At 67.4% G+C, this 23,477-nt stretch carries 25 protein-coding genes and 1 pseudogene; 9 read left to right on the top strand and 17 right to left on the bottom strand.

Annotation, left to right across the window (positions count from 1 at the left end):
* Nucleotides 1-4: 4 nt before the first annotated feature.
* The 8 genes from G6N66_RS20375 to G6N66_RS20410 are packed head-to-tail and all read right to left on the bottom strand — an operon-like array spanning nt 5 to nt 8,848.
* The gene (locus tag G6N66_RS20375; RefSeq protein ID WP_085235363.1) at nt 5-1,255 is read right to left on the bottom strand and encodes an MlaD family protein; all 1,251 of its coding nucleotides are present in this window, start codon (nt 1,253-1,255) and stop codon (nt 5-7) included.
* The gene (locus tag G6N66_RS20380) at nt 1,252-2,436 is read right to left on the bottom strand and encodes an MlaD family protein (protein ID WP_085235364.1); all 1,185 of its coding nucleotides are present in this window, start codon (nt 2,434-2,436) and stop codon (nt 1,252-1,254) included. Before G6N66_RS20380 ends, G6N66_RS20375 begins: the two co-directional genes overlap by 4 nt.
* Nucleotides 2,433-3,545: an MCE family protein gene (locus G6N66_RS20385; RefSeq protein WP_232079540.1), complete on the bottom strand. Its 1,113-nt coding sequence runs from the start codon at nt 3,543-3,545 to the stop codon at nt 2,433-2,435. The genes G6N66_RS20380 and G6N66_RS20385 overlap by 4 nt, the downstream gene beginning before the upstream one ends.
* Complete coding sequence (locus G6N66_RS20390) at nt 3,536-4,552, bottom strand: MCE family protein (RefSeq protein WP_085235365.1); 1,017 nt, start codon at nt 4,550-4,552, stop codon at nt 3,536-3,538. The genes G6N66_RS20385 and G6N66_RS20390 overlap by 10 nt, the downstream gene beginning before the upstream one ends.
* The gene (locus G6N66_RS20395) at nt 4,545-5,600 is read right to left on the bottom strand and encodes an MlaD family protein (RefSeq protein WP_085235366.1); all 1,056 of its coding nucleotides are present in this window, start codon (nt 5,598-5,600) and stop codon (nt 4,545-4,547) included. Before G6N66_RS20395 ends, G6N66_RS20390 begins: the two co-directional genes overlap by 8 nt.
* Nucleotides 5,597-7,168 (bottom strand): MlaD family protein, encoded by a 1,572-nt coding sequence (locus G6N66_RS20400; protein WP_085235367.1) that lies wholly within the window; start codon nt 7,166-7,168, stop codon nt 5,597-5,599. The genes G6N66_RS20395 and G6N66_RS20400 overlap by 4 nt, the downstream gene beginning before the upstream one ends.
* A gap of 4 nt (nt 7,169-7,172) precedes the next feature.
* The gene (locus G6N66_RS20405) at nt 7,173-7,991 is read right to left on the bottom strand and encodes an MlaE family ABC transporter permease (protein ID WP_085235368.1); all 819 of its coding nucleotides are present in this window, start codon (nt 7,989-7,991) and stop codon (nt 7,173-7,175) included.
* Nucleotides 7,988-8,848 (bottom strand): MlaE family ABC transporter permease, encoded by an 861-nt coding sequence (locus G6N66_RS20410; RefSeq protein ID WP_085235379.1) that lies wholly within the window; start codon nt 8,846-8,848, stop codon nt 7,988-7,990. The genes G6N66_RS20405 and G6N66_RS20410 overlap by 4 nt, the downstream gene beginning before the upstream one ends.
* Nucleotides 8,849-9,141: 293 nt before the next feature.
* On the opposite strand from G6N66_RS20410, the gene G6N66_RS20415 reads away from it, so the two are divergent.
* A complete protein-coding gene (locus tag G6N66_RS20415) occupies nt 9,142-9,426 on the top strand; it encodes a 4a-hydroxytetrahydrobiopterin dehydratase (RefSeq protein ID WP_085235369.1) in 285 nt (94 codons plus the stop codon).
* On the opposite strand, the gene G6N66_RS20420 is transcribed toward G6N66_RS20415, so the two are convergent.
* Nucleotides 9,371-10,585 carry a mannosyltransferase gene (locus tag G6N66_RS20420; protein WP_085235370.1) on the bottom strand — a complete coding sequence of 405 codons (1,215 nt, stop codon included), beginning with the start codon at nt 10,583-10,585 and terminating at the stop codon, nt 9,371-9,373. The two genes, G6N66_RS20415 and G6N66_RS20420, sit on opposite strands and share 56 nt — an antisense overlap.
* Before the next feature lie 155 nt (nt 10,586-10,740).
* Here G6N66_RS20420 and G6N66_RS20425 point away from each other — a divergent pair, with 155 nt between their 5' ends.
* Together G6N66_RS20425 and G6N66_RS20430 are read left to right on the top strand one after the other, a co-directional pair.
* Nucleotides 10,741-11,445, top strand: a complete 705-nt coding sequence (locus G6N66_RS20425; protein ID WP_085235371.1) for a hypothetical protein — start codon at nt 10,741-10,743, stop codon at nt 11,443-11,445.
* A gap of 46 nt (nt 11,446-11,491) precedes the next feature.
* A complete protein-coding gene (locus tag G6N66_RS20430) occupies nt 11,492-12,502 on the top strand; it encodes an Rv1157c family protein (protein WP_085235372.1) in 1,011 nt (336 codons plus the stop codon).
* Nucleotides 12,503-12,505: 3 nt separating this feature from the next.
* Here the strand turns inward: G6N66_RS20430 and G6N66_RS20435 are convergent, their stop codons facing one another.
* The gene (locus G6N66_RS20435; protein WP_085235373.1) at nt 12,506-12,652 is read right to left on the bottom strand and encodes a DUF1059 domain-containing protein; all 147 of its coding nucleotides are present in this window, start codon (nt 12,650-12,652) and stop codon (nt 12,506-12,508) included.
* Nucleotides 12,649-13,233: an HhH-GPD-type base excision DNA repair protein gene (locus tag G6N66_RS20440; RefSeq protein WP_085235374.1), complete on the bottom strand. Its 585-nt coding sequence runs from the start codon at nt 13,231-13,233 to the stop codon at nt 12,649-12,651. Before G6N66_RS20440 ends, G6N66_RS20435 begins: the two co-directional genes overlap by 4 nt.
* A 200-nt stretch (nt 13,234-13,433) precedes the next feature.
* Between G6N66_RS20440 and G6N66_RS20445 the strand changes: the two genes are divergently transcribed.
* Both G6N66_RS20445 and G6N66_RS20450 read left to right on the top strand, forming a co-directional pair.
* Nucleotides 13,434-14,705 carry an HNH endonuclease signature motif containing protein gene (locus G6N66_RS20445; protein ID WP_163645892.1) on the top strand — a complete coding sequence of 424 codons (1,272 nt, stop codon included), beginning with the start codon at nt 13,434-13,436 and terminating at the stop codon, nt 14,703-14,705.
* 261 nt (nt 14,706-14,966) lie between these two features.
* Nucleotides 14,967-15,467, top strand: a complete 501-nt coding sequence (locus G6N66_RS20450) for a nuclear transport factor 2 family protein (RefSeq protein ID WP_085234405.1) — start codon at nt 14,967-14,969, stop codon at nt 15,465-15,467.
* On the opposite strand, the gene G6N66_RS20455 is transcribed toward G6N66_RS20450, so the two are convergent.
* Together G6N66_RS20455 and G6N66_RS20460 are read right to left on the bottom strand one after the other, a co-directional pair.
* Nucleotides 15,464-15,661: a DUF5302 domain-containing protein gene (locus G6N66_RS20455; protein ID WP_085234406.1), complete on the bottom strand. Its 198-nt coding sequence runs from the start codon at nt 15,659-15,661 to the stop codon at nt 15,464-15,466. The two genes, G6N66_RS20450 and G6N66_RS20455, sit on opposite strands and share 4 nt — an antisense overlap.
* A gap of 9 nt (nt 15,662-15,670) precedes the next feature.
* Nucleotides 15,671-16,114 (bottom strand): PPOX class F420-dependent oxidoreductase, encoded by a 444-nt coding sequence (locus G6N66_RS20460; protein ID WP_085234407.1) that lies wholly within the window; start codon nt 16,112-16,114, stop codon nt 15,671-15,673.
* Between the two features lie 34 nt (nt 16,115-16,148).
* On the opposite strand from G6N66_RS20460, the gene G6N66_RS20465 reads away from it, so the two are divergent.
* Both G6N66_RS20465 and G6N66_RS20470 read left to right on the top strand, forming a co-directional pair.
* Nucleotides 16,149-16,670 (top strand): DUF1697 domain-containing protein, encoded by a 522-nt coding sequence (locus tag G6N66_RS20465; protein WP_085234408.1) that lies wholly within the window; start codon nt 16,149-16,151, stop codon nt 16,668-16,670.
* Nucleotides 16,667-17,490: pseudogene (locus G6N66_RS20470) on the top strand (class I SAM-dependent methyltransferase). Before G6N66_RS20465 ends, G6N66_RS20470 begins: the two are co-directional and overlap by 4 nt.
* 8 nt (nt 17,491-17,498) lie before the next feature.
* Here G6N66_RS20470 and G6N66_RS20475 read toward each other — a convergent pair.
* A complete protein-coding gene (locus tag G6N66_RS20475; RefSeq protein WP_085234409.1) occupies nt 17,499-17,864 on the bottom strand; it encodes a GntR family transcriptional regulator in 366 nt (121 codons plus the stop codon).
* A gap of 37 nt (nt 17,865-17,901) precedes the next feature.
* Here G6N66_RS20475 and G6N66_RS20480 point away from each other — a divergent pair, with 37 nt between their 5' ends.
* The gene (locus tag G6N66_RS20480) at nt 17,902-18,618 is read left to right on the top strand and encodes an NAD-dependent deacylase (protein WP_085234410.1); all 717 of its coding nucleotides are present in this window, start codon (nt 17,902-17,904) and stop codon (nt 18,616-18,618) included.
* Nucleotides 18,619-18,723: 105 nt separating this feature from the next.
* Entirely contained in the window at nt 18,724-19,602 is an 879-nt protein-coding gene (locus tag G6N66_RS20485) for an endonuclease domain-containing protein (RefSeq protein ID WP_085234411.1), read from the top strand.
* A 20-nt stretch (nt 19,603-19,622) separates the two neighbouring features.
* Here G6N66_RS20485 and G6N66_RS20490 read toward each other — a convergent pair whose 3' ends face one another.
* From G6N66_RS20490 to G6N66_RS20500, 3 genes are read right to left on the bottom strand one after another with little or no spacing between them, the layout of a single operon-like run.
* A complete protein-coding gene (locus G6N66_RS20490) occupies nt 19,623-20,273 on the bottom strand; it encodes a class I SAM-dependent methyltransferase (protein ID WP_085234412.1) in 651 nt (216 codons plus the stop codon).
* The gene (locus G6N66_RS20495) at nt 20,270-20,971 is read right to left on the bottom strand and encodes a TetR/AcrR family transcriptional regulator (protein WP_232079370.1); all 702 of its coding nucleotides are present in this window, start codon (nt 20,969-20,971) and stop codon (nt 20,270-20,272) included. Before G6N66_RS20495 ends, G6N66_RS20490 begins: the two co-directional genes overlap by 4 nt.
* Complete coding sequence (locus G6N66_RS20500; RefSeq protein WP_085234413.1) at nt 20,964-23,288, bottom strand: MMPL family transporter; 2,325 nt, start codon at nt 23,286-23,288, stop codon at nt 20,964-20,966. Before G6N66_RS20500 ends, G6N66_RS20495 begins: the two co-directional genes overlap by 8 nt.
* Between the last annotated feature and the right edge of the window lie 189 nt (nt 23,289-23,477).

Raw genomic sequence — 23,477 nt, forward strand, 5'->3', positions numbered from 1 at the left:
GGTCTTAGTGCGGCGGTTCGATCGGCAGCGGTGGACCGCCGTAGGGGGTGGGAACCGTGAAGCGCCCCTTGGGGGTTGGGTCGGTGCGGCGTCCCAGGTCGGCTCCCGGCGGCGGGCCCGCGGTGTCGTCGCCTCCCGGCCGCGGCGCGTTCTTGGCCCCTCGAATGCCGACCGCCGGGTCGTCGTCGCGGCAGTAGGTGTACATGAACGGCTCGTAATAGTCGGCGGACGAGGGCGGGTGCGCCGGCGTGCCGTAGTCGCAGGAGTAGCGCGGGTAGATGTCGGCGGTCACCCAGACGCCGTTGTCGTGAAACGCGCTGGCCACCGCGTCCAACACCGAGCCGCGGTAGTTCGGGAACAGCGCGTTGAGCGCCGGCACCCGCAGGTACAACAGCTGTGACACGCTGGCCATGCTGCCCAGCAGCTGCACCATGGTGTCGGAGTTGTCGGCGAACAAGTTATCCACGCTGGACAGCGCGTGCGGTGCCTGCGCCGTCAGCCGGCGATAGCCGCCCTGCATTCTGGCGACCCCGGCCAGCGTGCGGTCGAGATCCTTTGTCGTGGCGGCTAACCCGGCGTTCTTGTCGGCCGCGAGCGTCAGCACGACCCGGCTGGTCCTGATGATGCTGGTGGTCTGCGGCAGCACCGAATCCAGCGTCGACAGCAGGAACGTTCCGCCGTCGACGATGGCGGCCAGCTTCGCGGGCCCCTCCTTGCTCAGGCTCAGTTCGTTCTTGATCAACTCGACCTTGCGCGGGTCCACCTGAGCCAGCAGCCCGTCGGCGTCGGTGAGCAACTGCGCCATGCTGATGGGGACGGTGGTCCGATCCAGCGCGATGACGCTGCCGTCGCGCAGATAGGGTCCGGCGTCGGACGCGGCCTCGAGGTTGATGAATTGCTCGCCCGCCGGGGACAGCGCGGACACGTGCGCGACGGCAGACGCGGGGATGCGGACCTTGGACGTGATGTTCGCGACGGCGTTGACGCCCCGCTCGGTGATGTGCAGCGACTCGACCCGCCCGACAGGCACGCCGCGCAGCGTCACATCCTGATTCGGCAGCAGCCCACCGGATTCCGGCAACTGCACGGTGACCCGGTAGGACGATGCGAACGGTGCGACCCGCAGCGCGCCGATCAACAGGTAGGCGGCCGCCACCACCAGGGTCAGCACCAGTCCGGCCACCGACAGCCAAACCTGCTGACGATGCGACGCCCGCACCAGGCGGACGGCGGCGTTGGCGATCGCCGTTATCATCGCGGCGGTCCGGGGGCGATATCGATCTGGCCGGGGACGAGCGGATCCGGGATCACCGGCACCTGCGGTGAATTCGGCCCGCGCCCGACGACGCGTTCCTGCAGACGCCACAGCGTGTACTTCAACGAGCCGACCAACTGATTCATGGTGTAGTGGTGCGGCCCGTGCAGGCCGGGGTCCCCCGGGAATCCGATGTCGGGTATCGATCCGAGGATCAGCTTGTCGATGCTGGCGGACACCGCGATCGAACTGCCCGAGCCGGTTTTGATGATGGTCGGCAGCATGCGGTTCAGCGCCAACCAACTGGTGTCGGGGCTCACCGCAACGTCGTTGGCGGCACCGGCGATCGTGTTCAGGTCACGAATGATGCTGCGGCCGCTGGTGTCGGTTCCGCCGATCGCCGGGAACCTGGACAGCACCTTGGCCGTGTCGCCGACCTGCACCGCCAGGTCGGAAAGTTGGCCGGCGTTGGCGGCCAGCGCGTCGGTGCCCGGGCCGGCCGCCGCCATCAGCTCGGTGACGGTCTGGTTCTTGGCGTCGAGTTCGTCGGCGAGACGGGACAATTCGGTCAATGCGGTCGAGATCTGCTCGGACCGGGAGTCCAGCGTGCCGAGCAGTTGGTTGGATTTGCGGATCAGCTCACCGAACGCCTGGCCCTGGTCGCCGGATGCCTTGCCAATGCCGTTGATGATGTTGGTGAAATCGCGCACGGTTCCGCCATTGACCAACACCGCGGCTGAGCCCAGCACCGATTCCACGGTCGAGGCCGCCGTCGTCGATTCCAAACCGATGGTGTCGCCGTCGTGCAGCATGGGCGTGTCCGCCGGATCCTCGGCCGGCGGTTTGAGTGCCACGAACACGTCGCCCAACGGCGTGGCCGTGCGCAACTCGGCCGTGCTGCCGCGCGGCAGGAGGACGCCGTCGCGGATGCGCAGCGTGGTCACCGCGGTGTAGTTGCGCGCGACCATCGATTCGACCTGGCCGACGTCGGCGCCGGCGAGTTTTACCTTGGCCTTCGTCGGCAGGTTGAGCGCGTTGGCGAAGATCGCGGTCAGCGTGTAGCCGCCGGTGCCCAGCCCCGGCGCTGGAAGCGGAAGGCTGGCAAGCCCGTTCGTGGCGCAGCCCGAGCTGACGAGGGCGGTGGCAACCGCGACAACGAGGGCCGCTCTCGCGCGCTTCACTTCTGCCCCATCGCGGCCAGGCCGTCGAGCACGTAGGTCAACCCGAAATCGGGGCCGAAGTCCTGCAAAGTCCCGGTGCTGCAGCCCAATTGCCGCAGGCCCATCACGTTGCAGACCTCCTTGGCGTACTGGCCGTCGAAGATCACCCGGTCGGTGAGGACCCGCCCGCGAATGCTGCCGTTCGCCCGATCGACCACGTTGTAGAAGTTGTCCGCGACCATGGGGGCCAGGTCCAGGGTCTCGGCGAGGTCGCGCTGCTGGGCGACAACGGCTTCCGCCGTGCGGTTGCCGTTGAGGATGGCCTTGCGGAGGTTGTCGCGGTTGGCGTCGAGCAGGTCGCCGGCGCGCTGGATCAGCCGGTCGAGTTTCTTTCCCGTACTGCCGCTGCCGAAGTCCTCGTCGGCGAGGATCGCGCTGAGCTGGTGGACGGTGGAAGCGAACTCCCGCAGCTTCGCGTCGTTGGCCGCGGCGGCGTCGAACAGCGAGCTGACGTTCTTGATGATCGTGGTGATCTGTTCGCGGCTGGCGGCGCCACCGTCGCTGCTGAGCCGCAACGCTTTTGACAGCTCGTCGAGGGCCTGCTTGATGCGTGGCCCGTTGCCGTTGACGACGTCGGCGCCGCCGTTGAGCACATCGGCGACGGGGCCGGCGCCATGGCCGTCGCCTTCCAGCGATTTCGACACCCGGTCGAGAACGCCCAGCACGCGGCTGAATTCGACGGGCGTCTTGGTCCGGGTCAACCCGATGGTGTCGTGATTCTCCAACACCGGGCCGCCACGGTAGGGCGGTGTCAGCTCGATGTGGCGGTCGGTGAGGATGGAGGTCGACACCGTGACCGCCTCGGCGTCGGCGGGGATCTTGACGTTGCGGTCGACGGTGAACGCGACCTCGACGTAGCCGCCCTTGGGGTTGATCTTGGTGACCTTGCCCACCGGCATGCCCAACACCGCCACCACGTTGCCCTCGTACAGGCCTGAGGCGCTGTCGAATTGGGCCGTCACCGTGAGCGGCTCATCGCCGGGACTCAGGTACCACCAGCCGGCGCCGATCGCCGCGGCCGCCGACAGCACGGCGGCGATCACCGCGATGATCCTGACCCTCACTTGCAGTCCTTGAAGTACTGGATCATCCCGAACTGCTTGGCGCGGCCGCTGATTGCGCACATCCACGAATCGACGACCGGGCCGTTGGGGATGGTGAACGCGATCGCGTTGCCGTCGCCGGTCATGTTGGCCGCCTCGCGCAGGAAGACCGGGCTGATCTGCAGCAGGTTGCGCATCAGGTCGTCGTGTTGACCCAGCAGGGCGGTGAAATCCGCCATGTCCTTGAGCATCGCGTCCACACCCGAGCGGTCGTTGACGACGATCTTGCCCAACACGTCCACCAGGCTCTGCAGGGACTGCATCATCGCGTGGAAAACCGCTCGGCGCGCGACGAATACACCGATCAGGTCCTGACCCTGGTTGACCAGGCTGCCGATGTTGGCCTGCTGGTTGCGCAGGGTGTTGGTGACGCGCTCGGTGTTGGCGAGCAGCTGGCCCAACTGGTCGCGCCGCTGCGCGATGATCGACGACAACGCGTCGATGTTCGCCAGCGCCTGGGGCACCACCGCGGGCAGGCCCGTCATCTGCTTGCCCAGCACGGTCAGCGATGCCGCGAATTGGTCCGAGTCCAGCTGCTCGAAGGTGTTGGTGGCGTCCTTCAACGCCGTCTGCAGGTCGTAGGGGACCTCGGTGTGAGTCAACCCGAACGTGTTGTGCGGCAGGCGATCCGGACCCGCCGGCTGGACGGCCAGGTAGCGCCCACCGAGGATGGTGGCGTCCTTGATCACCGCCTTAGAGTCCCTGCCCAGGGCGATGTCGTCGCGAATCTTCAGGCCCGCCTCGACGTGGTCGCCGTCGAGCTTCATGCTGGTGACCGTGCCGACCGGGATGCCCGCCACCATGATCGGGTTGCCGGGTTGCAGCGACGCGGCCTGCGCGAACTCGGCGGTGTATTGCCGGTATCCGGCGCCGACCTTGTGCGCCAACAGCATGGCCCCGATCACCGCGCCGACCACCACGACGGCGATAAACCCAAGCCAAGTCTTGTTGTAGCTCTCCAGCCGCCTAGCCATGGGCCGTGTTCCTGCACTTCGGGGTGTGCCACGTCTTGTTCCCCGGCGTGGCGGCGGCGACGATGATCGGCACCACATCGTTGAGGCCGGGGAAGAACCCAAAGACGTTGATGTCACACGCGTAGGCGTCGCCGTAGGCGCCCTGATTTGCGCCCCGGGTGATGCCCTTCAACGCCAATGGGACGTTGTCGCCGAAGAACGCCACCTGAGGTTCGACGTTCAGGATGTGCCGGGTGACACCGGGCTGACGGTCGATGAATTCGCGCGCCGCGGGGTACACGTCCGTCGCGGAGGCCGACAGCCGGTCCAGCGCCCGCGCCAGCGACCCCACCGAGGACACCAGCTCTGGGCGGCGCCCGTCGAGTTGGGAGACCAACGCGCGGGTCTGCACGATGACACCGTCGAGGTTGTCGTTCTGCGCCGCGAGGTTGCCGACCACCTTGTTCAGGTTGGTGATCACCGAGCCGAGGGATTGGTCACGTCCGGCGAATGTCTCTGTGAGCGTGGAGGTTCGGCTGACCAGCGTGGCCAGCGACGAGGTGTCACCCTGCAGCGACGCGATCACGCCCTTGGTCAAATTGTCGGCGTCGTGCGGGTTGAGCACGCTGAACAGCGGCTCGAAGCCGTTGAGGAGCGCGGTGACGTCGAAGGACGGTTCGGTGCGTTCCGTCGGGATGACGCTGCCGGGCGGCAGCTGCCGCCGGTCGCCCTGCTTGCCCAAAGACAGTCCGAGATAACGCTGTCCGACGATGTTCTGGTAGGTGACCGAGGCGATGGTGTTGCCGAACAGGTGCTGTTCCTGCTGCACCACGAAGGAGACCTTCGCCAATTTGCCTTCGAGGTCGATCTTTTCGACCCGACCCACCCGAACCCCGGCCATCCGGACGTCGTCGCCCTCGCGCAGGCCGTAGACGTCGGTGAACAGCGCGGCGTACGGGGTGGTCTTGCCGCCCACGTCGCGTCGCAGGCTGGCGTACACCAGCCAGGTGAGCGTCAGCGAGACGACCATGAACAGGGTGAGGCCGATCAGCGGGCCGCGGAACCTCATTTGGGTCCCCCGGCCGGGTGCTTCAGCGAGACGGTGGTGCCGCGCGCGATCGGACCCAGCAGCAGCTCGGTGGCCGCGGTGGCGGGTTGGCCGGTGATCACGCTCAGCATCTCGTGCTCATAGTGGCTGCCGACGGGCCCGACGGTGCCGCCGAATGAAGCTTGGGGAACCCACGGCGCCTTCGGCGCGACCGGGGCGACCCACGGTGCATGCGCCCCCGGGTCCGGCGGTGCGGGGCCCGGTGCGGGGTTATCCGGGTTGGCAGTCCCCGGTACCGGCGCGGACGGGGGCAGCCAGGAGGGCAGCGGCGGGTTGGGGTCGGCCAGGTTGGGGTTCGGGTTGATCAAAGGCGGCCCGACGGCGACCAGGTTTCCGTCCGGTCCGATCACGGTGCCCGGTGGCGGGGCGAGATCCTTGGGCGGCTGATAGTTCTGCGGCAGCAGCACTTCCGGTAAATCGGGGCGCACCGGCACCAGCGGCGCGGTGAAGCAACTGGGTCCCTTCAGCTCGCCGTAGTGCGGGCAATCGGCGCGCGTGTACGCATAGCTCGGGGTGAACGACAACATCGCTCGCAGGTTGCCGATGCCCTCGGGGGTCGCGACGTTCGCCATGTACTTGTCGGCGAGGTTGTCCAGCTCGATCACGGCGGGCAGGAGGTTGTGCGAGTTTTGCGCCAAAACCCCCAGCACCGGGGTGAAGTCGGTGGTGATCCGGATGAGCTGGTCGATGTGATTGCTAAACGATTGGTACGTGGTGCCGACCGTGTTACCGGCGCCGGAGAGCAGCGCCGCCAATTGGTCACGCGTTTCGGCGAAGGTCCGCATCGGTTCGACGGCCTGGTGCAGCGCGTCGAGAAGGTCGGGCGCCGTCGCCTGCAGCCCCCGGGTGGCGTCGATCAGCGCGGCGACCGTCGAGGGACCGGCGTCGGTGCTGACGATCGAATTCAGTTGATCCAGAAGGTGATTCAGCTGTGTCGCGCCGGTCAACAGGGCGCCGCGGCGATGGTCGGTGGCGGCCGCCAGCGCGGCCAGGATGCCCACCGATCGGTCGTCGCGGCCCCGCCCGGACGCGGACAGCAGGTCACGCAGCTTGCTGATGGTGGTTTGGAACAGCACGGTCGGCAGCCGGGTGTCCTCGGGAATGTGCGCGCCCGCCCGGATCCGGGCACCAGCGGCGCCAGAACGACTGTCCACCAACTGAACTGACGACACCGCGAACACGTTGCTCGGCACGACGCGCGCCGTCAGCGCCGCGGGGATCGACTTGGCGTATTCCGGGTCGAGGTTGATGTGGACGTGGTTGGGTTTCCCGTTGGTGGCGGGAACGACGTCGTCGACGGTGCCGACGAGCAGGCCGTGGTATTTGACGTCGGATCGCTGCGGCAGGCCGTCGCCGACGTTGACCAAGTCGGCGACCACGGCGACGTGGTCGTCGAGGCGACCCGTCGACTTGACCACCAGCCCCACGGTGAGCGCCGCCGCGAGCGCCACCACCAGCAGCCCGGAGCCGACCAGCTGTCGGTCCGACGCGCCCCGCCCGTCGGGCTCGAAGGAGTTGCGCCCGCCCATCGACCTAGCCACCGAACCTCGCGCCGGTGCCGACCCCCCACAGCGCCATGGTGAGCAGCATGTTGGCCATGATCACGACGACGACGCTGGCCCGCATGGCGTGTCCGGCGGCGACGCCCACGCCCTCGGGGCCGCCGCTGGCGTAGTAGCCGTAATAGCACTGGATGGTGGTGGAGATCCACACGAAGATGACGGCCTTGACGAACGAGTAGACGATGTCGTTGCCGGCCAGCATCAGCGAAAAGTAGTGCAGGTAGGACCCGGTGGAACCGCCGCCGCTGAGCTGCACCACCGCCTGCGCGCTCAGGTAGCTGATCGCCAGGCACGCCGCGTACAGCGGGATGATCGCCACGACCGCGGCCATCAGCCGGGTCGTCACCAGGTAGGGGATGGGGCGGATCGCCAGCGAGTCCATCGCGTCGATCTCCTCGGCGATCCGCATCGCCCCCAGCTGCGCGGTGAACCGGCAGCCGGCCTGCATGGAGAACGCCATGGCGGCCATCAGCGGCGCCAATTCGCGGGTGTTGACCAGCGAGGAGATGAAGCCGGTCGCCGGTCCCAGTCCGAGCAGGTCGAGGAAGTTGTAGCCCTCGATCCCGATCAGCGCGCCGACGGTCGCGCCGAGCACGACGGCCACGCCGGCGGTGCCGCCGCCGACCACCAGCGAGCCGTTGCCCCAGGTGATGTTCGACAGCAGTCGCAGGAACTCGCCGCGGTATTGACGCAGCGCGATCGGGATGCCGGCGAGGGCCCGGACAAAGAACAGCAGCATGTGGCCGAGCCGGGCGATCGGCTCGGTCACCGGGCCTGTCGTGAGCGTCATAGGCCCGTCCTGGGCACCAACATGATGTAGAGCTGGCTGATGGCGACGTTGACGATCATCAGTAACAAGACGGCTTCGACGACGGCCGCGTTCACCGAGTTCGCCACGCCCGTCGGGCCGCCCTTGGTGGACAGGCCCTTCTGGGCCGAGACCACCGCGACGATGGCTCCGAAGATGACCGCCTTCAGCAGCGCCAGGATCATGTCGTCGGTGGTGGCGAACGCCGCGAACGTCGACACGAAGCTGCCCGGAGCGCCGTCTTGGAAGTACACGTTGAACAGGTAGCTGGCGAAGAACCCGACGAAGCAGACCACTCCGGTGAGGGCGACGCCGACCATGATCGCGGCGGCAAACCGGGGCACCACCAACCGGCGGATCACCGAAACGCCCATCACCTCCATGGCGTCGGTCTCTTCCCGCATGGTCCGCGACCCCAGGTCGGCGGTGATCGCCGAACCGACCGCCGACGCCATCAGCAGCGCGGCCACCAGCGACGCGCCCTGGCGGATGACGGCGAGTCCGCTGGCGGCGCCGGCCAGCGAGGTGGCGCCCACCTGGCCCGCGAGCAAGGCGAACTGAACCGACAACGTCACGCCGATCGGCAGGGCCACCAGAATCGTCGGCAACACGGCCGTCCCGGCCATGAACGCGCCTTGCCGGACGAACTCTTCCCATTGGAATCGGCCGGTCACCAGGTCGATGAAGAAGTACTGCAGGGTGCGCATGCCCAGGACGAACTGCTCCCCGACCGTGGCGAGCGACGCCAGCGGATGACGTTTGAGGTACCCGATCGACCAGTCCTGAATGGCGGCCGTGCCCTCCAGGGGCGCATCCTGTGCGCCGGCTTCATCGATCATCGATTGCTCCGGCAAAGCCACGCCACCGGTCATCGCGTACCAGTACTCGCCTTCATCGGCGCGCTCTCCCACCGTTACTGCCTGAGTGCCGAACAGAAAACGCGAGCACGTTTGAGTGCAATCTGCAGCCCAATCGGTCCGCGGTAGCTTACTAAATCGGCACTTTCCATGCTGTACATTCGCCCAATTGGCTCGTCGTTCGGCAGCCTCGGCACGGTGCCCTTGCGGTGGTCAGCAAACGCCGGCACGGCGCGCGCCGTCGGCGTAACGGGCGCAGCGGTACCGTGAGGAACATGGCTGTGTTAACGGATGAACAAGTGGACGCCGCACTGCCCGACCTCGACGGCTGGGAGCACGCCGACGGCGTCCTGCGCCGGTCGATCAAATTCCCGAGTTTCCTCGCCGGCATCGACGTGGTGCGCCGGGTAGCCGAGCACGCGGAGAGCAAGGATCATCACCCGGATATCGATATTCGTTGGCGGACAGTGACTTTCGCATTGGTCACGCATTCCGAGGGTGGCATCACCCGCAACGACGTCGAGATGGCGCGCGATATCGACGCGATTGTCGCGGACTAGCCGCAATCCACACCAGGGTGGCCAGCGCCGCCACGATGTAGATCAGCCCCGCCCAGGCCAGATACCAGGGACGGCCGATCTGCCAGATGGTCGGCTGCGCGAAGCTCAGTAGCCAGGGCACGCCGACGATGGTGAGCGCCAACCACCCCCAGCCAAAAATCCGCGCGCCCGGGCGTTCGCGTACCGGCCCCTGAATCAGCCAGATCATCAGCGGCACCAGCCACACCCAGTGGTGGGTCCACGAGATCGGCGAAAGCAACAGCCCGAACACCTCGACCACCAGCAACCTGCCCAGCCGATCGGACTCGTCCAGCGCGCGCCAGGCCAGCACCGCCAGCACCGCCGTCACCGCGATCGCGGCCAGCACCAGCGGGCCAAAACCCGCGTCATGCCCGAGGATTCGCGAAATGCCGCCGCGCCAGGACTGATTGAACGACGTGGCGATCGGCCCGACCCGACGCGCGTCGCCGAGCAGGTCGGTGAAGTAGTAGCGGGCCTGATCGCCCACGACCACCACCGACACCGCGACGCTGGCGACGAACACGACCGCCGAGCAGACGGCGGCGCCGTAACGCCGGACTCCGAGCAGATACACCCCGGCGATCGCCGGCGTCAGCTTGATCCCGGACGCCAGGCCGACCAGTAGTCCCGTCAACCACCACCGGGTGCTGCAAACCGCCCACAGCACCGCGAGCATCAGCAGCATATTGATCTGCCCGTAGTCGAAGGTGCTGCGCAGCGGCTCGATCCAGATGGTGGCCGCGGTCCACAGCATGGCGGCGCGGTGACCGCCTTGAACATCACTGCCCAGCAGGCGCTGGCTGAGTCGGATCGCGCCGTACAGCGCGGCGATCGTCGCGGCCTGCCACAGAAAAGCGACCAGTCCGAACGGCAGCAGGTGCAGCGGATAGAAGACGACCGCGGCAAACGGCGGATAGGTGAACGGCAGCGGGAAGTCCGGCGTCTGGTCGGCGTAGACGTAGCTGTAGAGGGTGCCGGGGTGGTCGAGGGCGGCGGCCCCGCCCAGGTAGACGTGCAGGTCGACGAAGTTGGCGCCGTTGGGCGCCAGGTACGTCCAGGCGAGCCGGGCCGCGATGCTGACGATCAACAGAACTGGCGCGGCGGATTGCAGCCGAGTCGCGAGCCGCCGCGTGGTCATGGTGTCTACCCGCCCGACTTTAGCGAGCGGAGCGTTCGGTCACTGCCACCGCACGTATGAATAACGATCCCATAAATGCCACACGTGTCACTTGAGTCCCACCAGCATCAAAGTAACTTCGGGCCGGAACCTGTCGTCGATCCCCAGGGAGAGTCATGCCAACCATCTGGACCTACTTGCGCGCAACCGCCGTCGTCGTCGGTTCCTCCGCAGCATTGCTGACGGGCGGTATCGCCCACGCTGACCCCGTGCCGGCCCCGGCGCCCGCGCCGGACATGTCGGCCGTCGCGAACATTCCGCAGCAGCTGATCGCGTCGGCGGCCAACGCCCCGCAGATTCTGCAAAACCTCGCGACGGCGCTCGGTGCTACCCCGCCGGCCGCCCCGCAGGCCCCCGGGATCACCTTCCCGGGCCTGGCTCCCGCCTCGGCGGCGACACCCGGTTCCCCGGCGGCGATCCCGTCGATCCCGGGCCTGACCCCGCCGGCGGCCGCGGCACCCGCGGCGCCCGCGGCGGCCCCGACGATTCCCGGGGTCAACGCACCGATCCCGGGCCTGACCGCGCCGGCCGCTCCGGCGGCACCGGCGGCTCCCGCGTCGCCGCTGTCCATCCCGGGGCTCACCACGCCCGCCGCGCCTGCCTCGGCCACCGCCCCGGCATCGGCTCCCGGGGTGGCGAAGGTTGAGATGCCCGCGATTCCGGGCCTGCCGCTGAATGTGCCGTCGCAGATCTCGCTGCCGCGGGACCTGCCGGCGCTCGCCAACGGCGTCGTCCCGGCCGCGCCGGTGGCGGCTCCCGCGCCGGCCGCACCCGCGCCGGCGCCGGTCGCGCCGACGTCGTTGCTGGCCGCCCTGCCCTGATCAGCCCCTTAGACGGCTGACCCACCACCGACGACCGGAGGACATCATGGCAAGCACTTTCGCTAAAGGTTTGGCTGCCGTGGGTGTCGTGGCCTCGGCGACGGCTGCCGCGTTCGGGCTTTCCCCGAGCGCGGCAGCCGATCCGGCGGCCAACCCCGGTGGGGCGCCCAACACCACCCAAGAGCTGCCGGGTCTGCCGGCCTTGGCCCAGTTGAGCCCGATCATCCAGCAGGCGGCCAGCAACCCGCAGCAGGCGACGCAGCTGCTGATGGCCGCGGCGCAAGCGTTCGCCCACACCCCGGGGGCGCCCAGCGAATCCAGGAACGTGGCGACGTCGGTGAACCAGTTCGTGGCCAGTCCGACCAGCCCGCCCGCGGCCGCCGTCGCGCCCGAGACCGGCCCGGTGCCCCACGTGCCACCGCCCGGTGTCGTGCCGGGCACGCAATCCCACCTGCCGACGGGTATCGACCCGGTTCATGCCGCGGGCCCGGCGCCCGCCGCGGCACCGGCACCGGCCCCTGAACCGGCCCCGGCCCCGGCCACCGGCCCGGTCGCGGCCCCCGCCGCGGCAACCGGCACAGCCCCGGCGCCCGCGGACGCTCCTGCCCCGGCGCCTGCCGCCGCGGCGGCCCCGAATTTCGGCCCGGACGCCCCGCCGACGCAAGACTTCATGTATCCCTCGATCGGCACCAATTGCCTTGCGGACGGCAATAGTTCGATCGCCACCGCGCTATCGGTGGCGGGGCCGGCCAAGATCCCGACGCCCGGTCCCGGCCCGGGGCAGACGGCCTATGTGTTCACCGCGGTCGGCACGCCCGGGCCCGCCGAGGTGCAGAAGCTGCCGTTGAACGTCACCTGGGTGAACCTGACCACCGGCAAGTCCGGAACGGTGGCGCTCAAGCCGCGCTCCGACATCAACCCGGACGGGCCCACGACGTTGACGGCGATCGCCGACACCGGCTCCGGCAGCGTCATGTCGACGATCTTCGGGCAGGTCAGCACCAAAGACCATCAGTGCCAGTTCATGCCCACCATCGGCTCGACGGTGGTGCCTTAAGCGTCAGTACGCCATGAACAGGATGGCGTCCCGGTCGTACTCCATGCCCGGATGAACCTTCGCGAGGTGCGCCTGGGTCAATTCGACCAGCTCATCCTCGTCCTTGCCCTGGATGGCTTCGCCGCACGGACACGTAATGTGGGTTTTCACGTTGCCGCCTTTCCCTTTGCTGCTGCTTTCATCTGCTTTTTATACGACCGCACTTTCCCCATCGATTCTCCGTCGACGATATCGGCCACCGAGATATGCGAGCCGGCCTTGCCAAAGTCGCCGGCGGCCGCGCGCCAGCCTTTGGGTGTCACGCCGTACTGCTTGCCCAGCAGGGCCAAAAAGATCTGCGCCTTCACGTCGCCGAAGCCCGGTAGCCCCTTGATGCGGCGCAGCAGCTCGTTTCCGTCGGGGTCACCGGCGGTCCACAATCCCGCCGCGTCGCCGTCGTAGCGGTCCACGACGATCTGCGCCAACGTTTGGATGCGCTTGGCCATCGACCCCGGAAAGCGGTGTATCGCAGGCCTTTCCGAGCACAATGCGGCGAACTTGTCCGGGTCGTAGTCGGCGATCTCGGCGGCGTCAAAACTGCCCATCCGCTCCGCGATCTTCTTCGGTCCGGCGAATGCCGTCTCGAAGGGAACCTGCTGATCCAGAACCATCCCGACGAGCAGGGCCAGCGGATTGTCGGCCAACAGCTGGTCGGCCTCGGGGTCTTGAGCGAGGCAAAGTTTGGCAGTCACGCCAGGAAGCTTACGACTGCCCGGAAAAGCCGAGGAACGCAGCCGAGAATGCCGCCACACTCGAAGAATTAGCGCCGGTGAGTTGAAGAGCAGGGTCGCGCGTGGGATGTCTTCTGGTCGGACTCGCCGCCGACGGTGTCATGGAACCGGCGCGACCTCGGTCGCCGAAAGTTGTCGGACCCTTCTGTTTTGATGACGTTATGCGTTTCCCCGCCCCGCCTCTGCTGACGGACAATGTTCCGCGGCGTTTGGATGCGCTGTTTGACGAGCTGGCAGAGTTGGCCGGTCAGCGCAACGCGATCGATGCGCGGGTCGTGGAGATCGCGGCGGAGATGGAGCGCGACGAGCTCTGTGGCTCCACCGGCGCGCGTTCGGTGGCGGCATTGCTGGCCTGGAAGCTGGCCACGTCGTCGGCCAACGCGCGCACGATCACCACGGTGGCGCGTCGACTCGACGAGTTCCCACGCTGCGCTCAAGCCATGCGGGAGGGTCGGCTGTCGCTGGATCAGGTCGGCGTGATCGCCGCGCGCGCCGGACAGGGATCCGATGAGCATTACGCGAAGCTGGCCGCAGTGGCCACGGTCAATCAGCTGCGCACCGCGGTCAAGCTGGAACCGCGACCCGACCCCGGCCCCGAATATGAGTCCGATCTGCGGCCGTCGGTCACCAAGACCTCCTCCGATGAGCGGTTCAGCTATTGGCGGATCAAACTGGGCAACCTGGATGCGGCGAAATTCGACGCCGCGCTGGCCACGCACCGTGACGCACTGGTCGCGCAGTGGAAACGCGACCACGGTGACGACGACGATAACGACGACGCGCGCGCCGGCGAGCAGAGGCCGCCGTTGCCGAGCACCGGGGAGGCGTTCATGCACCTGGTCGAGGCGGGCTGGGATGTTGAGGCGGCCCGCCGACCGCACGGGCAGCACACCACCGTGGTGGTGCACGTCGATGTGCAGCAGAAAGCCGCGGCACTGCATTTGGGTCCGCTGCTGTCCGACGCCGAACGCCAAGAACTGACCTGCGATGCCACCTGTGAGGTCTGGTTTGAACGCGACGGCAACGTCATCGGCGCCGGGCGTACCACGCGGGTGATCAACCGGCGGTTGCGTCGCGCGCTTGAGCACCGCCACCCGACTTGCGCGGTGCCCGGTTGTGGCGCCACCCGGGGTCTTCATGCGCACCACATCCGCCATTGGGAAGACGGCGGCCCCACCGAGCTGCACAATCTGGTTCTGCTCTGCCCGTACCACCATCGGCTACACCACCGCGGCCTGATCACCATCAGCGGACCCGCCGACGCCCTGACCGTCACCGACGACACCGGCCGATTACTCAGTCCGGGATCGCTGGCCCGACCACCCACCCAACCCCCACCCGCGGTCCCACCGTGGCGCGGGCCCCTCGGCGAACGCGCCGACTGGTGGTGGTACACCCCCTTCCAACCCCAACCACCACCCACCAACAACTAGGTGGGTAAGGCGCAGGATTTCGTCGCGCTAGCGGCTGCCACCGAGCCTTGATTATCAAGTCCGACAACCAAACTCGCGCCCCCCTGCCCGCATCCACCACGTCCTCACCGATATCTCCGCTGAACCGCTAGGCGTTTGGCTTGTCGTTGTTGGACAGGCTGGTGCGGGCGCTGCCAACGCTTGCCCGCAGCACGCGATGCGGCCGGCGCATACCCGCCGAGCTATCGTGACGTCGTGTTGGATGACGCCAGATTGGCAAACATGCTGGCCAGAGACGAACTGCACGAGCTGGTCAATGCCTACTGCCGCGCCGTCGACCGCGCCGATTACGAAGCGCTGCGGGAGATGTATCACCCCGACGCCACCGACTCGCACGGCTCGTTTTCGACGGGCGGCGTCGAACAATTCATCGCACAACTACGGGCGGCCGAACCGTACGTGCGTGTCTCCCAACACAACGTCACCACAACGAATTTCACGATCGACGGCGACACTGCCCGCGGTGAAATCTACTGCCTGGTTTTTCACACCTTCGCCGGCCCCGAACACGACCTCGACGTCATCATCGGCGGCCGGTACTTGGACACCTACACCAAACACGACGGCCGCTGGAAGTTCAGTCAACGCACCATCGTCGCGGACTGGGCATACCAAAACGATCCGTCCCAAGTGAATTTCGAACACCCCAGTACGCGGGGAAGCCTGCGCGGTAAACCCGGCCAGACCGACCCGTCGATCGACCTGTTCACCCGAGGCGGTTAGCCGCTCTTGCGGCGGAATTCCCGACGGCTCTCCGCCGGCCCGTGACCGTGGCTGCGTGATTGCTTGCCGCCGGCGTCCTTGTGGTCGGATCCGTCCGAGGACTTCGCCAACTTGCGCTCGAGGGCCTCCTTGAACTTGCGTTTGGTCTCGTCCTCGGGTGCGCCGGAATCCTTCGACGACTTCGACTCAGCCATACCGGCAGCCTAACGCTTTCCCGGGGGCAGACCGTAGACATGCGAGATCGGCAACGTCAGCAGCACCCGCCGATCGGTGACCATCGCCTGCCGGTATTCGTCCCAGTCCGGATGCTCGCCGGCGATGTCGCGATACAAGGCGATCAGCGCCTCGACGGTGTCGTCGTCGGGCGACGCGGCGGGCGGCGACAACTCCGCCGTGCCCTCCGCGACGGCATAGGACCACCCGTCGTCGGCGTCCACCAACAGCGACGCCCGCGGGTCGCGGCGCAGGTTGCGGGTCTTGGCCCGCGGCTCGGTGATCGACACCCGCACCACCACCTCGCGCGCGTCGAAGTGATACGACACGTTCGACAGTTGGGGCCGCCCGTCGCGTTTGATCGTGGCCAGCACCCCCAGTGAGTTTCCGCTGATCACGGCCAGGAGTTTGTCGTCGAACACTTGGCGTCCCATCCCGAAAGCCTACGTCGCCCGTAGATTGGCGAACATGACCCAATTCGCAGCGTTCCTGCGTGGCGTCAACGTGGGGGGCGTCAACTTGAAGATGGCCGAGGTGGCCGCTGCGTTGTCTGAGGCCGGATTCAGCAACGTGCGCACCATCCTGGCCTCCGGCAATGTGCTGCTGGAATCGTCGTCCGGCGTCACCGCGGTGCGGAAGCAAGCCGAGGCCGCGTTGCGCGAGCGATTCGGCTACGAGGCCTGGGTGCTGGCCTACGACATCGACACGGTGCGCAAGATCGCCGAGGCTTACCCGTTCGAGCGCGAGGTCGACGGGTATCAGTCCTACGTCACGTTCGTCACCGACGCCAAAGTGCTCGACGAACTCGCCGCGCTGGCCGACCAGGCCGGCTCGGACGAAAAGATCGCCCGCGGCGTCGGCGTCGTCTACTGGCAGGTGCCCAAGGGCAGCACCCTGGACAGCACCATCGGGAAAACGATGGGCAAGCCGCGCTACAAGTCGTCGACCACCACGCGCAATCTGCGCACCGTGGCCAAGGTGGTCAAGTGAAGGTCAACCTCAGCGGTGTCTCCGAGACCGCCCTACTGACGCTGTACGCGCGCGCCCGCGAAGCTCGCCGCCCCGATTCCGTGATCGATGACCCGATGGCGGTGGCCCTAGTCGATTCGATCGACTATGACTTCTCAAAGTTCGGCCACCTGCGCCCCGGAAGCGCCCAGGGCCTGGCCCTGCGCGCCCTGGCCTTCGACAACGCGACCAGGTCCTACCTCGATCGCCATCCATCGGCGACGGTGGTGGCGTTGGCGGAGGGCTTGCAGACCAGTTTCTGGCGCCTCGACGCCGCCGATCCCGACAGCCAATTCCGTTGGCTGACAGTTGATTTACCGCAGATGATCGAAATCCGGAATCGGCTGCTGCCGCCGAGCCGCGGGTCGCGGTGTGCGCACAGTCGGCGTTGGACTACAGCTGGATGGACGCCGTCGACGATTCCGGCGGCGTCTTCATCACCGCCGAGGGATTGCTGATGTACCTGCAGCCCGAGCAGGCGCTCGACCTGATCGCGCAGTGCGCCAAGAGATTTCCCGGCGGCGAGATGGTGTTCGACTTGCCGCCGGTCTGGTTCTCGAAGCTGAGTCGCTACGGCGGCCTGCGGCCGACCCTGCGCTACAAGGTTCCGGCGATGCCCTTCAGCCTGTCCTCGGCGCAGGCCGCGGACCTCGCGCGCACCGTGCCGGGAATTCGCCGGGTGCGGAAGATGCCGATGGCATCGGGGCGGGGCCCGCTGCTCCGAGCGGCGGTGTCGATCCTCTACGGGGCGCACTTCTTGGATCCGTTGCGCCCGAGCATGACGCTGCTGGAGTTCGGCTGACCGGGGTGTCAGTCGTCCGGCACGTTGGTGAGGTAGCGCATCGCGTCGGACTTGGTCAGCCCCAACGCCCTGGCCACCTCGACGTATTCGCGGGCGGCGGCCGCCATCGCCGCGTCGGTCGGATCGAAGCGAGAGATGAAAGTGCCGAAGCGGCCGCGTGTTTCGACGATCGCCGCCGATTCCAATTCGCGATATGCGCGGGCCACGGTGTTGGCGGCGACGCCCAGCTGACCGGCCAGGTCACGCACCGTGGGCAGCCGGGTGCCCGGCGGCAGCGCACCGGCGCGGACCCCCTCGATCACCTGGGTTCGAAGCTGGTCGAATAACGGCTTGCCCGCCTTGACATCCACCCGTAGCAAATCCCGCAACTCCACTTATCCAGTATTGCCCAAGCACGGCTATGTTTGTGGGATGCGAGTGACGGTACTTAGCGGCGCGGGCATTTCCGCAGAGAGCGGGGTGCCGACCTTTCGCGATGACAAGAACGGACTGTGGGCGCGCTTCGACCCTTACGAGCTATCCAGCACACAGGGCTGGCTGAAGAACCCCGAACGCGTCTGGGGCTGGTACCTGTGGCGGCACTATCTGGTGGCCAAGGTCGAACCCAACGACGGGCACCGCGCCATCGCCGCCTGGCAGGACGGGGCGCAGGTCACCGTCGTCACCCAGAACGTCGATGACTTGCACGAGCGCGCCGGCAGCACGCCGGTACACCACCTGCACGGCAGCCTGTTCGAATTCCGTTGTGCGCGTTGCGGAGTGGCCTACACCGAGGCTCTGCCGGAGATGCCCGAGCCCGCGATCGAGGTGGAGCCGCCGGTGTGTAGCGAGTGCGACGGCCTGATTCGCCCCGACATCGTGTGGTTCGGCGAAGCATTGCCCGAGGGCCCGTGGCAGCGTGCGGTGGAAGCGACGCAGGACGCCGACGTGATGGTGGTGGTGGGCACCTCGGCGATCGTCTACCCCGCGGCGGGGCTACCCGACCTGGCGCTGGCCCGCGGCGCCGTCGTCATCGAGGTCAACCCGGAGCCCACGCCGCTGTCTGCAAGCGCAACGCTCAGCATCCGCCAGAGCGCGAGCCAGGCGCTGCCCGGGCTGTTGCAGCGGCTGCCGGCCCTGCTGCAGTAGGCGCCTTGCGCCGAAACTGCGCACAGATCGCGATTTATGCACAAATCGCGCGCTGACCGCAGAATCGATCGGCGTTAAGTCGGCATTCCACGCGATGCTGCCGCCATGACGGCAAGCGACGAACCATTCATTGGCAGCGAAGCGGTGGCCAGTGGGGCCCTACGCAAACACCAGCTGCGCTCCCGCTTCAGGGCGGTGTTTCCAGACGTCTATGTGTCCAGGGATCAACAGCTGACGGTGCGGCAACTGGCCATTGCGGGCTGGCTGTGGTCGCATCGCAATGGGGTGCTGGCAGGGGTTACCGCGGCGGCGTGGCACGGCTCGAAATGGGTGGACGAGGACCTACCTATCGAATTGATCTGGTCGAATGCGCGCCCGCCGCGCGGGCTTCGCACCCATGACATGGCGTTATGCCCTGGCGAGCTGGACATGGTCGCCGGCCTGCCCGTCACGACTCCAGGCCGCACGGCGTTCGACATCGGGTGCGGGAAGCCGATGGGCTTCGCGGTCGCCCACCTCGATGCGCTCATGAACGCCACCGGCCTCAAGGTCAACGACATCGCCGATGTCGCCACCCGGCATCGCGGAGCGAGAGGGTTGCGGAAATTGGACAGGGCGCTGCAGCTTGTGGACGCCGGTTCACAGTCGCCGAAGGAGAGTTGGCTGCGGCTGCTGTTGATCAGAGCCGGCCTACCGCGGCCCACCACACAGATCCCCGTGGATGCGGGCCACCAGATGTACTACCTCGACATGGGCTGGCCGGACCTCATGGTGGCCGTGGAGTATGACGGTGAGCATCACCGAAAGGACCGCTGGCACTACAGAAAAGACATTCGCCGCAGCGAGGAGTTAGCGCGCCTCGGCTGGATCGTGATACGAGTGGTGGCATCGGATCGCCCCGAAGACATCATCCGCCGCGTGCGCGACGCGCGTGCGCACCGAAACTGCGTACAGATCGCAATTTCTCGAAAAATCACGCGCTGAGCGCAGTCTCGGCGCAAGCACTAAGACCGAACCGCCCGCCCCAGCGCCAACTCCGACACCGGCATCGGCATCCAGAACGGCAAAGTCCACTCGCGGCGCGAGGTGTCGATCTGGAATCCGGCGTCGACCAGCGACTGCTCGGTATCGCGGTGGGTGTGGCAGTTACCGAACAACCTCGGCCACAGGGTCGCATCGACAACCCGTTGCCAAAATCCCCGCACACCCGCGCTGGCGATGTGCTCGAGATACCGCAACTCCCCGCCTTTACGCAGCAGCGCGTAGAGATGGCGCAGCGCGGCGTCGGGATCACGCACCGAGCACAGCACCAGCGAGCACACCACCACGTCAAACGGCTCCGCAGCCAAGCCGAATTGCTCCATCGTCTCGCCGGACACGGTGACGGGAATCGGTGCGTTCGCGGCCGCGACGCGGGCCTTGGCGCGCAGCCGGGGCTCGGGCTCCACCGCAACCACCTGTTCGACGGTCGGCGGGTACAAGGCGAAGTTGGTGCCGACGCCGGCTCCCACCTCCAAGACCCGCCCCGACAGGCCCGCGAGGTTCTCCCGGCGCAGCGCCTGTACGGCCTTCGCCTCGTGGGTGGCCACGACGGGCCAGACCCGCGCGAAGAACGGGTGGTCTATCGGCGATTGCGCGCAGGAAACGGCGTTCATGACTCTTCCGCCCGGGTCTGTGTCCCCACCCAGGCCATGAATTCCTGGGGCGACACGTCCCCAATGAGGCCGACCACCGCGCGTCCGATGAACGCTGAGCGAAACACCCGGTCGGCGAACTCCTCAACCTCGCCGAACGGCAGGTGCGGCTTGGCGATCAACATGGACGCCACCCCGTGCGCCGCGGTCCAGAATTCGAGCGCGATGGTGGACGGGTCGTCCCGCAGCTGCACGCCGCCATCGGCCAACGCCTGGACGGTGGCGCGCATGTGCTGAAAGGCCGAACTTTCCAACACCACATCGATTTCACGCCCGGAGCGCCATTCGCTCATCGTCGCGAGGCGGTACAGCTCGGGCGTTTGCAGCGCGAACCGGATGTACGCGTGGCCCTGCGCGCGCAACGCGTCCACCGGCGAGGTGTGTTCCTCGGCCGCCCGCTGCATTTCCAGGTTGAGCTTGGCGAAGTAGCGCGCGCACACCGCGTCCAGCAGCGCATCCTTGTCGGCGAAATGCAGGTAGATCGAGGGCGGGGTGACGCCGACGCGCTGCGCCACCGAGCGGATCGACACGGACGTGGCGCGCCCGGTTTCCAGCAGGAGATCGGTTGCCGCGTCCAGGATTTCGTCGCGCAGCAGGTCGCCGGACCCGCGCGGGGCTCGGGACCGTCGTGCTATCTGGTCGACGGGGACGCTAACCAAGGTGTGTCACCGTCTCCCTGACCACACGGCGCTCTTCGGCCGGCACCTCGAGCTCGGAGGGCACCGCTTCGTCGGACGGCCCTTCGCTGATGCCGAACCGGTCATGCAGCCACGCTAACGGCTTGGGCGCCCACCAATTCCACCGGCCCATCACGTGCATGAACGCGGGGACTAGGACCATGCGCACCAGCGTCGCATCGGCGAACACCGCGAGGGTCAGACCGAGCCCGAACATCCGCATGAACGAAACGTGCGCCGCGATCAGGGCGGCGAACGACATCGACATCACCAGCGCGGCCGCGGTGATCACCCGGCCGGTGCGGGCCACGCCGTGCGCCACGGCCTCGTCGTTCGCGGCGTGCGCCTCCTTGGCGCTGACCCGCGCCGGCCGGGCGGCTTCAGACGCCAGCCAGTACTCGCGGATCCGGGAGAGCAGGAACACCTCGTAATCCATCGACAGCCCAAATGCGATGCAGAACAACAACACTGGCATGTTGGCCACCAGCGTGCCGCTCGGCGTGGTCCCCAGTGCGCCGAGGTGGCCGTCCTGGAATATCCACACCAGCGAACCGAACGCCGCGGTCAGCGACAGCACGTTGCACATCAGCGCCTTGAGCGGCAGCACCACGCTGCCGGTGAGCATGAACAGCAACACGAACGTGATGGCTGCCATGATGCCGAGCACCAGCGGGAGCCGATCGATCACCGCGTCGTCGCTGTCGCGGTTGACCATCGCGACGCCGCCCATCTCCACCGATCGGCCGGCCGGCCCGGGCACCTGGTGCAACCGCACCAGCTGGGTGTCATTGGCCTGCGAGAACAGCGGCGCCGAGCTGCTCACCGTCAGCAAGGCGCTCCCGTCGGCCAAGCCCGTCGGCCCGGTCGGTGGGCCCACCTTGTTCCCGCCCACGAACGTCCCGTCCGGGGCCGAGACACCCGACACGTCGGGCACCCGCGACAGCTCGGCGGCGTACTTGTCCAGCTCCGGCGGGCTCAGGCCGCGGGCATCGGGGACGACGACGGGCACCGCCGTCGCGGCGTCGTGCGCGAACCCGCCGCGCATTGCGTCGCCGACCTGATGCGACGACGTCGACCGCGGCAGCACCCGGTCGTCGGGGAAACCCCACTTCACCGACGAGAACGGCAGCCCGAGCAACACCAGCAGCGCCATGACGGACAGACCGACCGGCGCCCAGTGGCGCATGACGAACTTGCTCGACCGGTACCAGAACAGCTCCTCGACCGGCTTGTGGTGAGGTTCGGGGCCCAGGAATTTATGCAACAGTTTCCGGACGTTGAGCGCATCCAGCCGGTCACCGGCCAGCACGATCGCGGCCGGGGTCACCACGATGGACGCGGTGGCAACGAACGCCACCGTCGCGACGCCGGCGTAGGCGAAGGACTTCAGGAAGTACATCGGGAACGCCACGGTCGCCGACATCGACAGCGCCACGGTGACCGCGGAGAACAACACCGTGCGGCCCGACGTGGTCATGGTCCGGATCAGTGCCTCGTTCGGGTCGGAGCCCTCGGCCAGCTCGTCGCGGTAGCGGCTGAGGATCAGCAGCGTGTAGTCGACGGCCAGGGCCACACCCAGGGCGGTGCTCAGGTTGAGCGCGAAGATCGACACGTCGGTGGTGAACGTGACCAGCCGCAGCACCGTCATCGAGCCGACGACCGCCAGCCCGCCGAGCGCCATCGGCAGCGCCGCCGCGAGCAGCCCGCCGAACACCCAGACCAGCACCAGGAAGGTGAGCGGCAGCGCGATCGCCTCCATCAACAGCAGGTCTTCCTGGTTCTGCTTGTTGATCTGGGCGTACTGCATTGCCGGCCCGCCGGCTCGGACGGTGACGCCGTCGTGGTCGCGCACGAACTGATTGGAGAGGGTCTCGGCGTTTTTCTGCGCGTTGGTTTCGCCGCCTTTGACGTTGACCACGACCACGCCCGACTTGCCGTCGGTGCTGATTAGGTCGGCCGAAGCACCCGGCGGCGCGGTCCAGGGCGAGGAGGCGTTGTAGACCAGCGGCGACTGCTGCAGCTGCTTTACCAGCTCGGTGCCCACCTTGCGGGCCTGCTCGCTCTTGACGCCCCCGGGCGCCGTCACCAGGATCAGCATCTGCTGACCGCTCTGCCCGAACTTGTCGCCCAGCACCTGGATGGCGCGGGCCGACTCTGAGTTCGGATCTTGGAAGCCACCCGGTGACAAGCTGTCGGCGACCGGGATGCCGAAGATCGCGGCGGCGATGAAGACCAGGACGGCGATTCCGACGATGCGTCGCGGCGCCGCGATGGCCAGTCGAGCGATCCTTTGCAGCATTTCGGAGTCCTCCCCCGCCGTGTGTCCGGTCCCCCGACCTCACACCTATCGGCGGTAACTTATCAGCGGTAACTGACGGGTGTCAAACAACACTTGGGGAAAGCACGAGGTGGGCGGGCGGCTGGTTCACCGCGACTCGGACATGCGGGTCGGACCCTACCCGGCGGTAATATTGCCACCATTTTCCGA

The sequence above is a fragment of the Mycobacterium conspicuum genome (assembly GCF_010730195.1).
In the GTDB taxonomy this organism is placed as follows: Bacteria; Actinomycetota; Actinomycetes; order Mycobacteriales; family Mycobacteriaceae; genus Mycobacterium; species Mycobacterium conspicuum.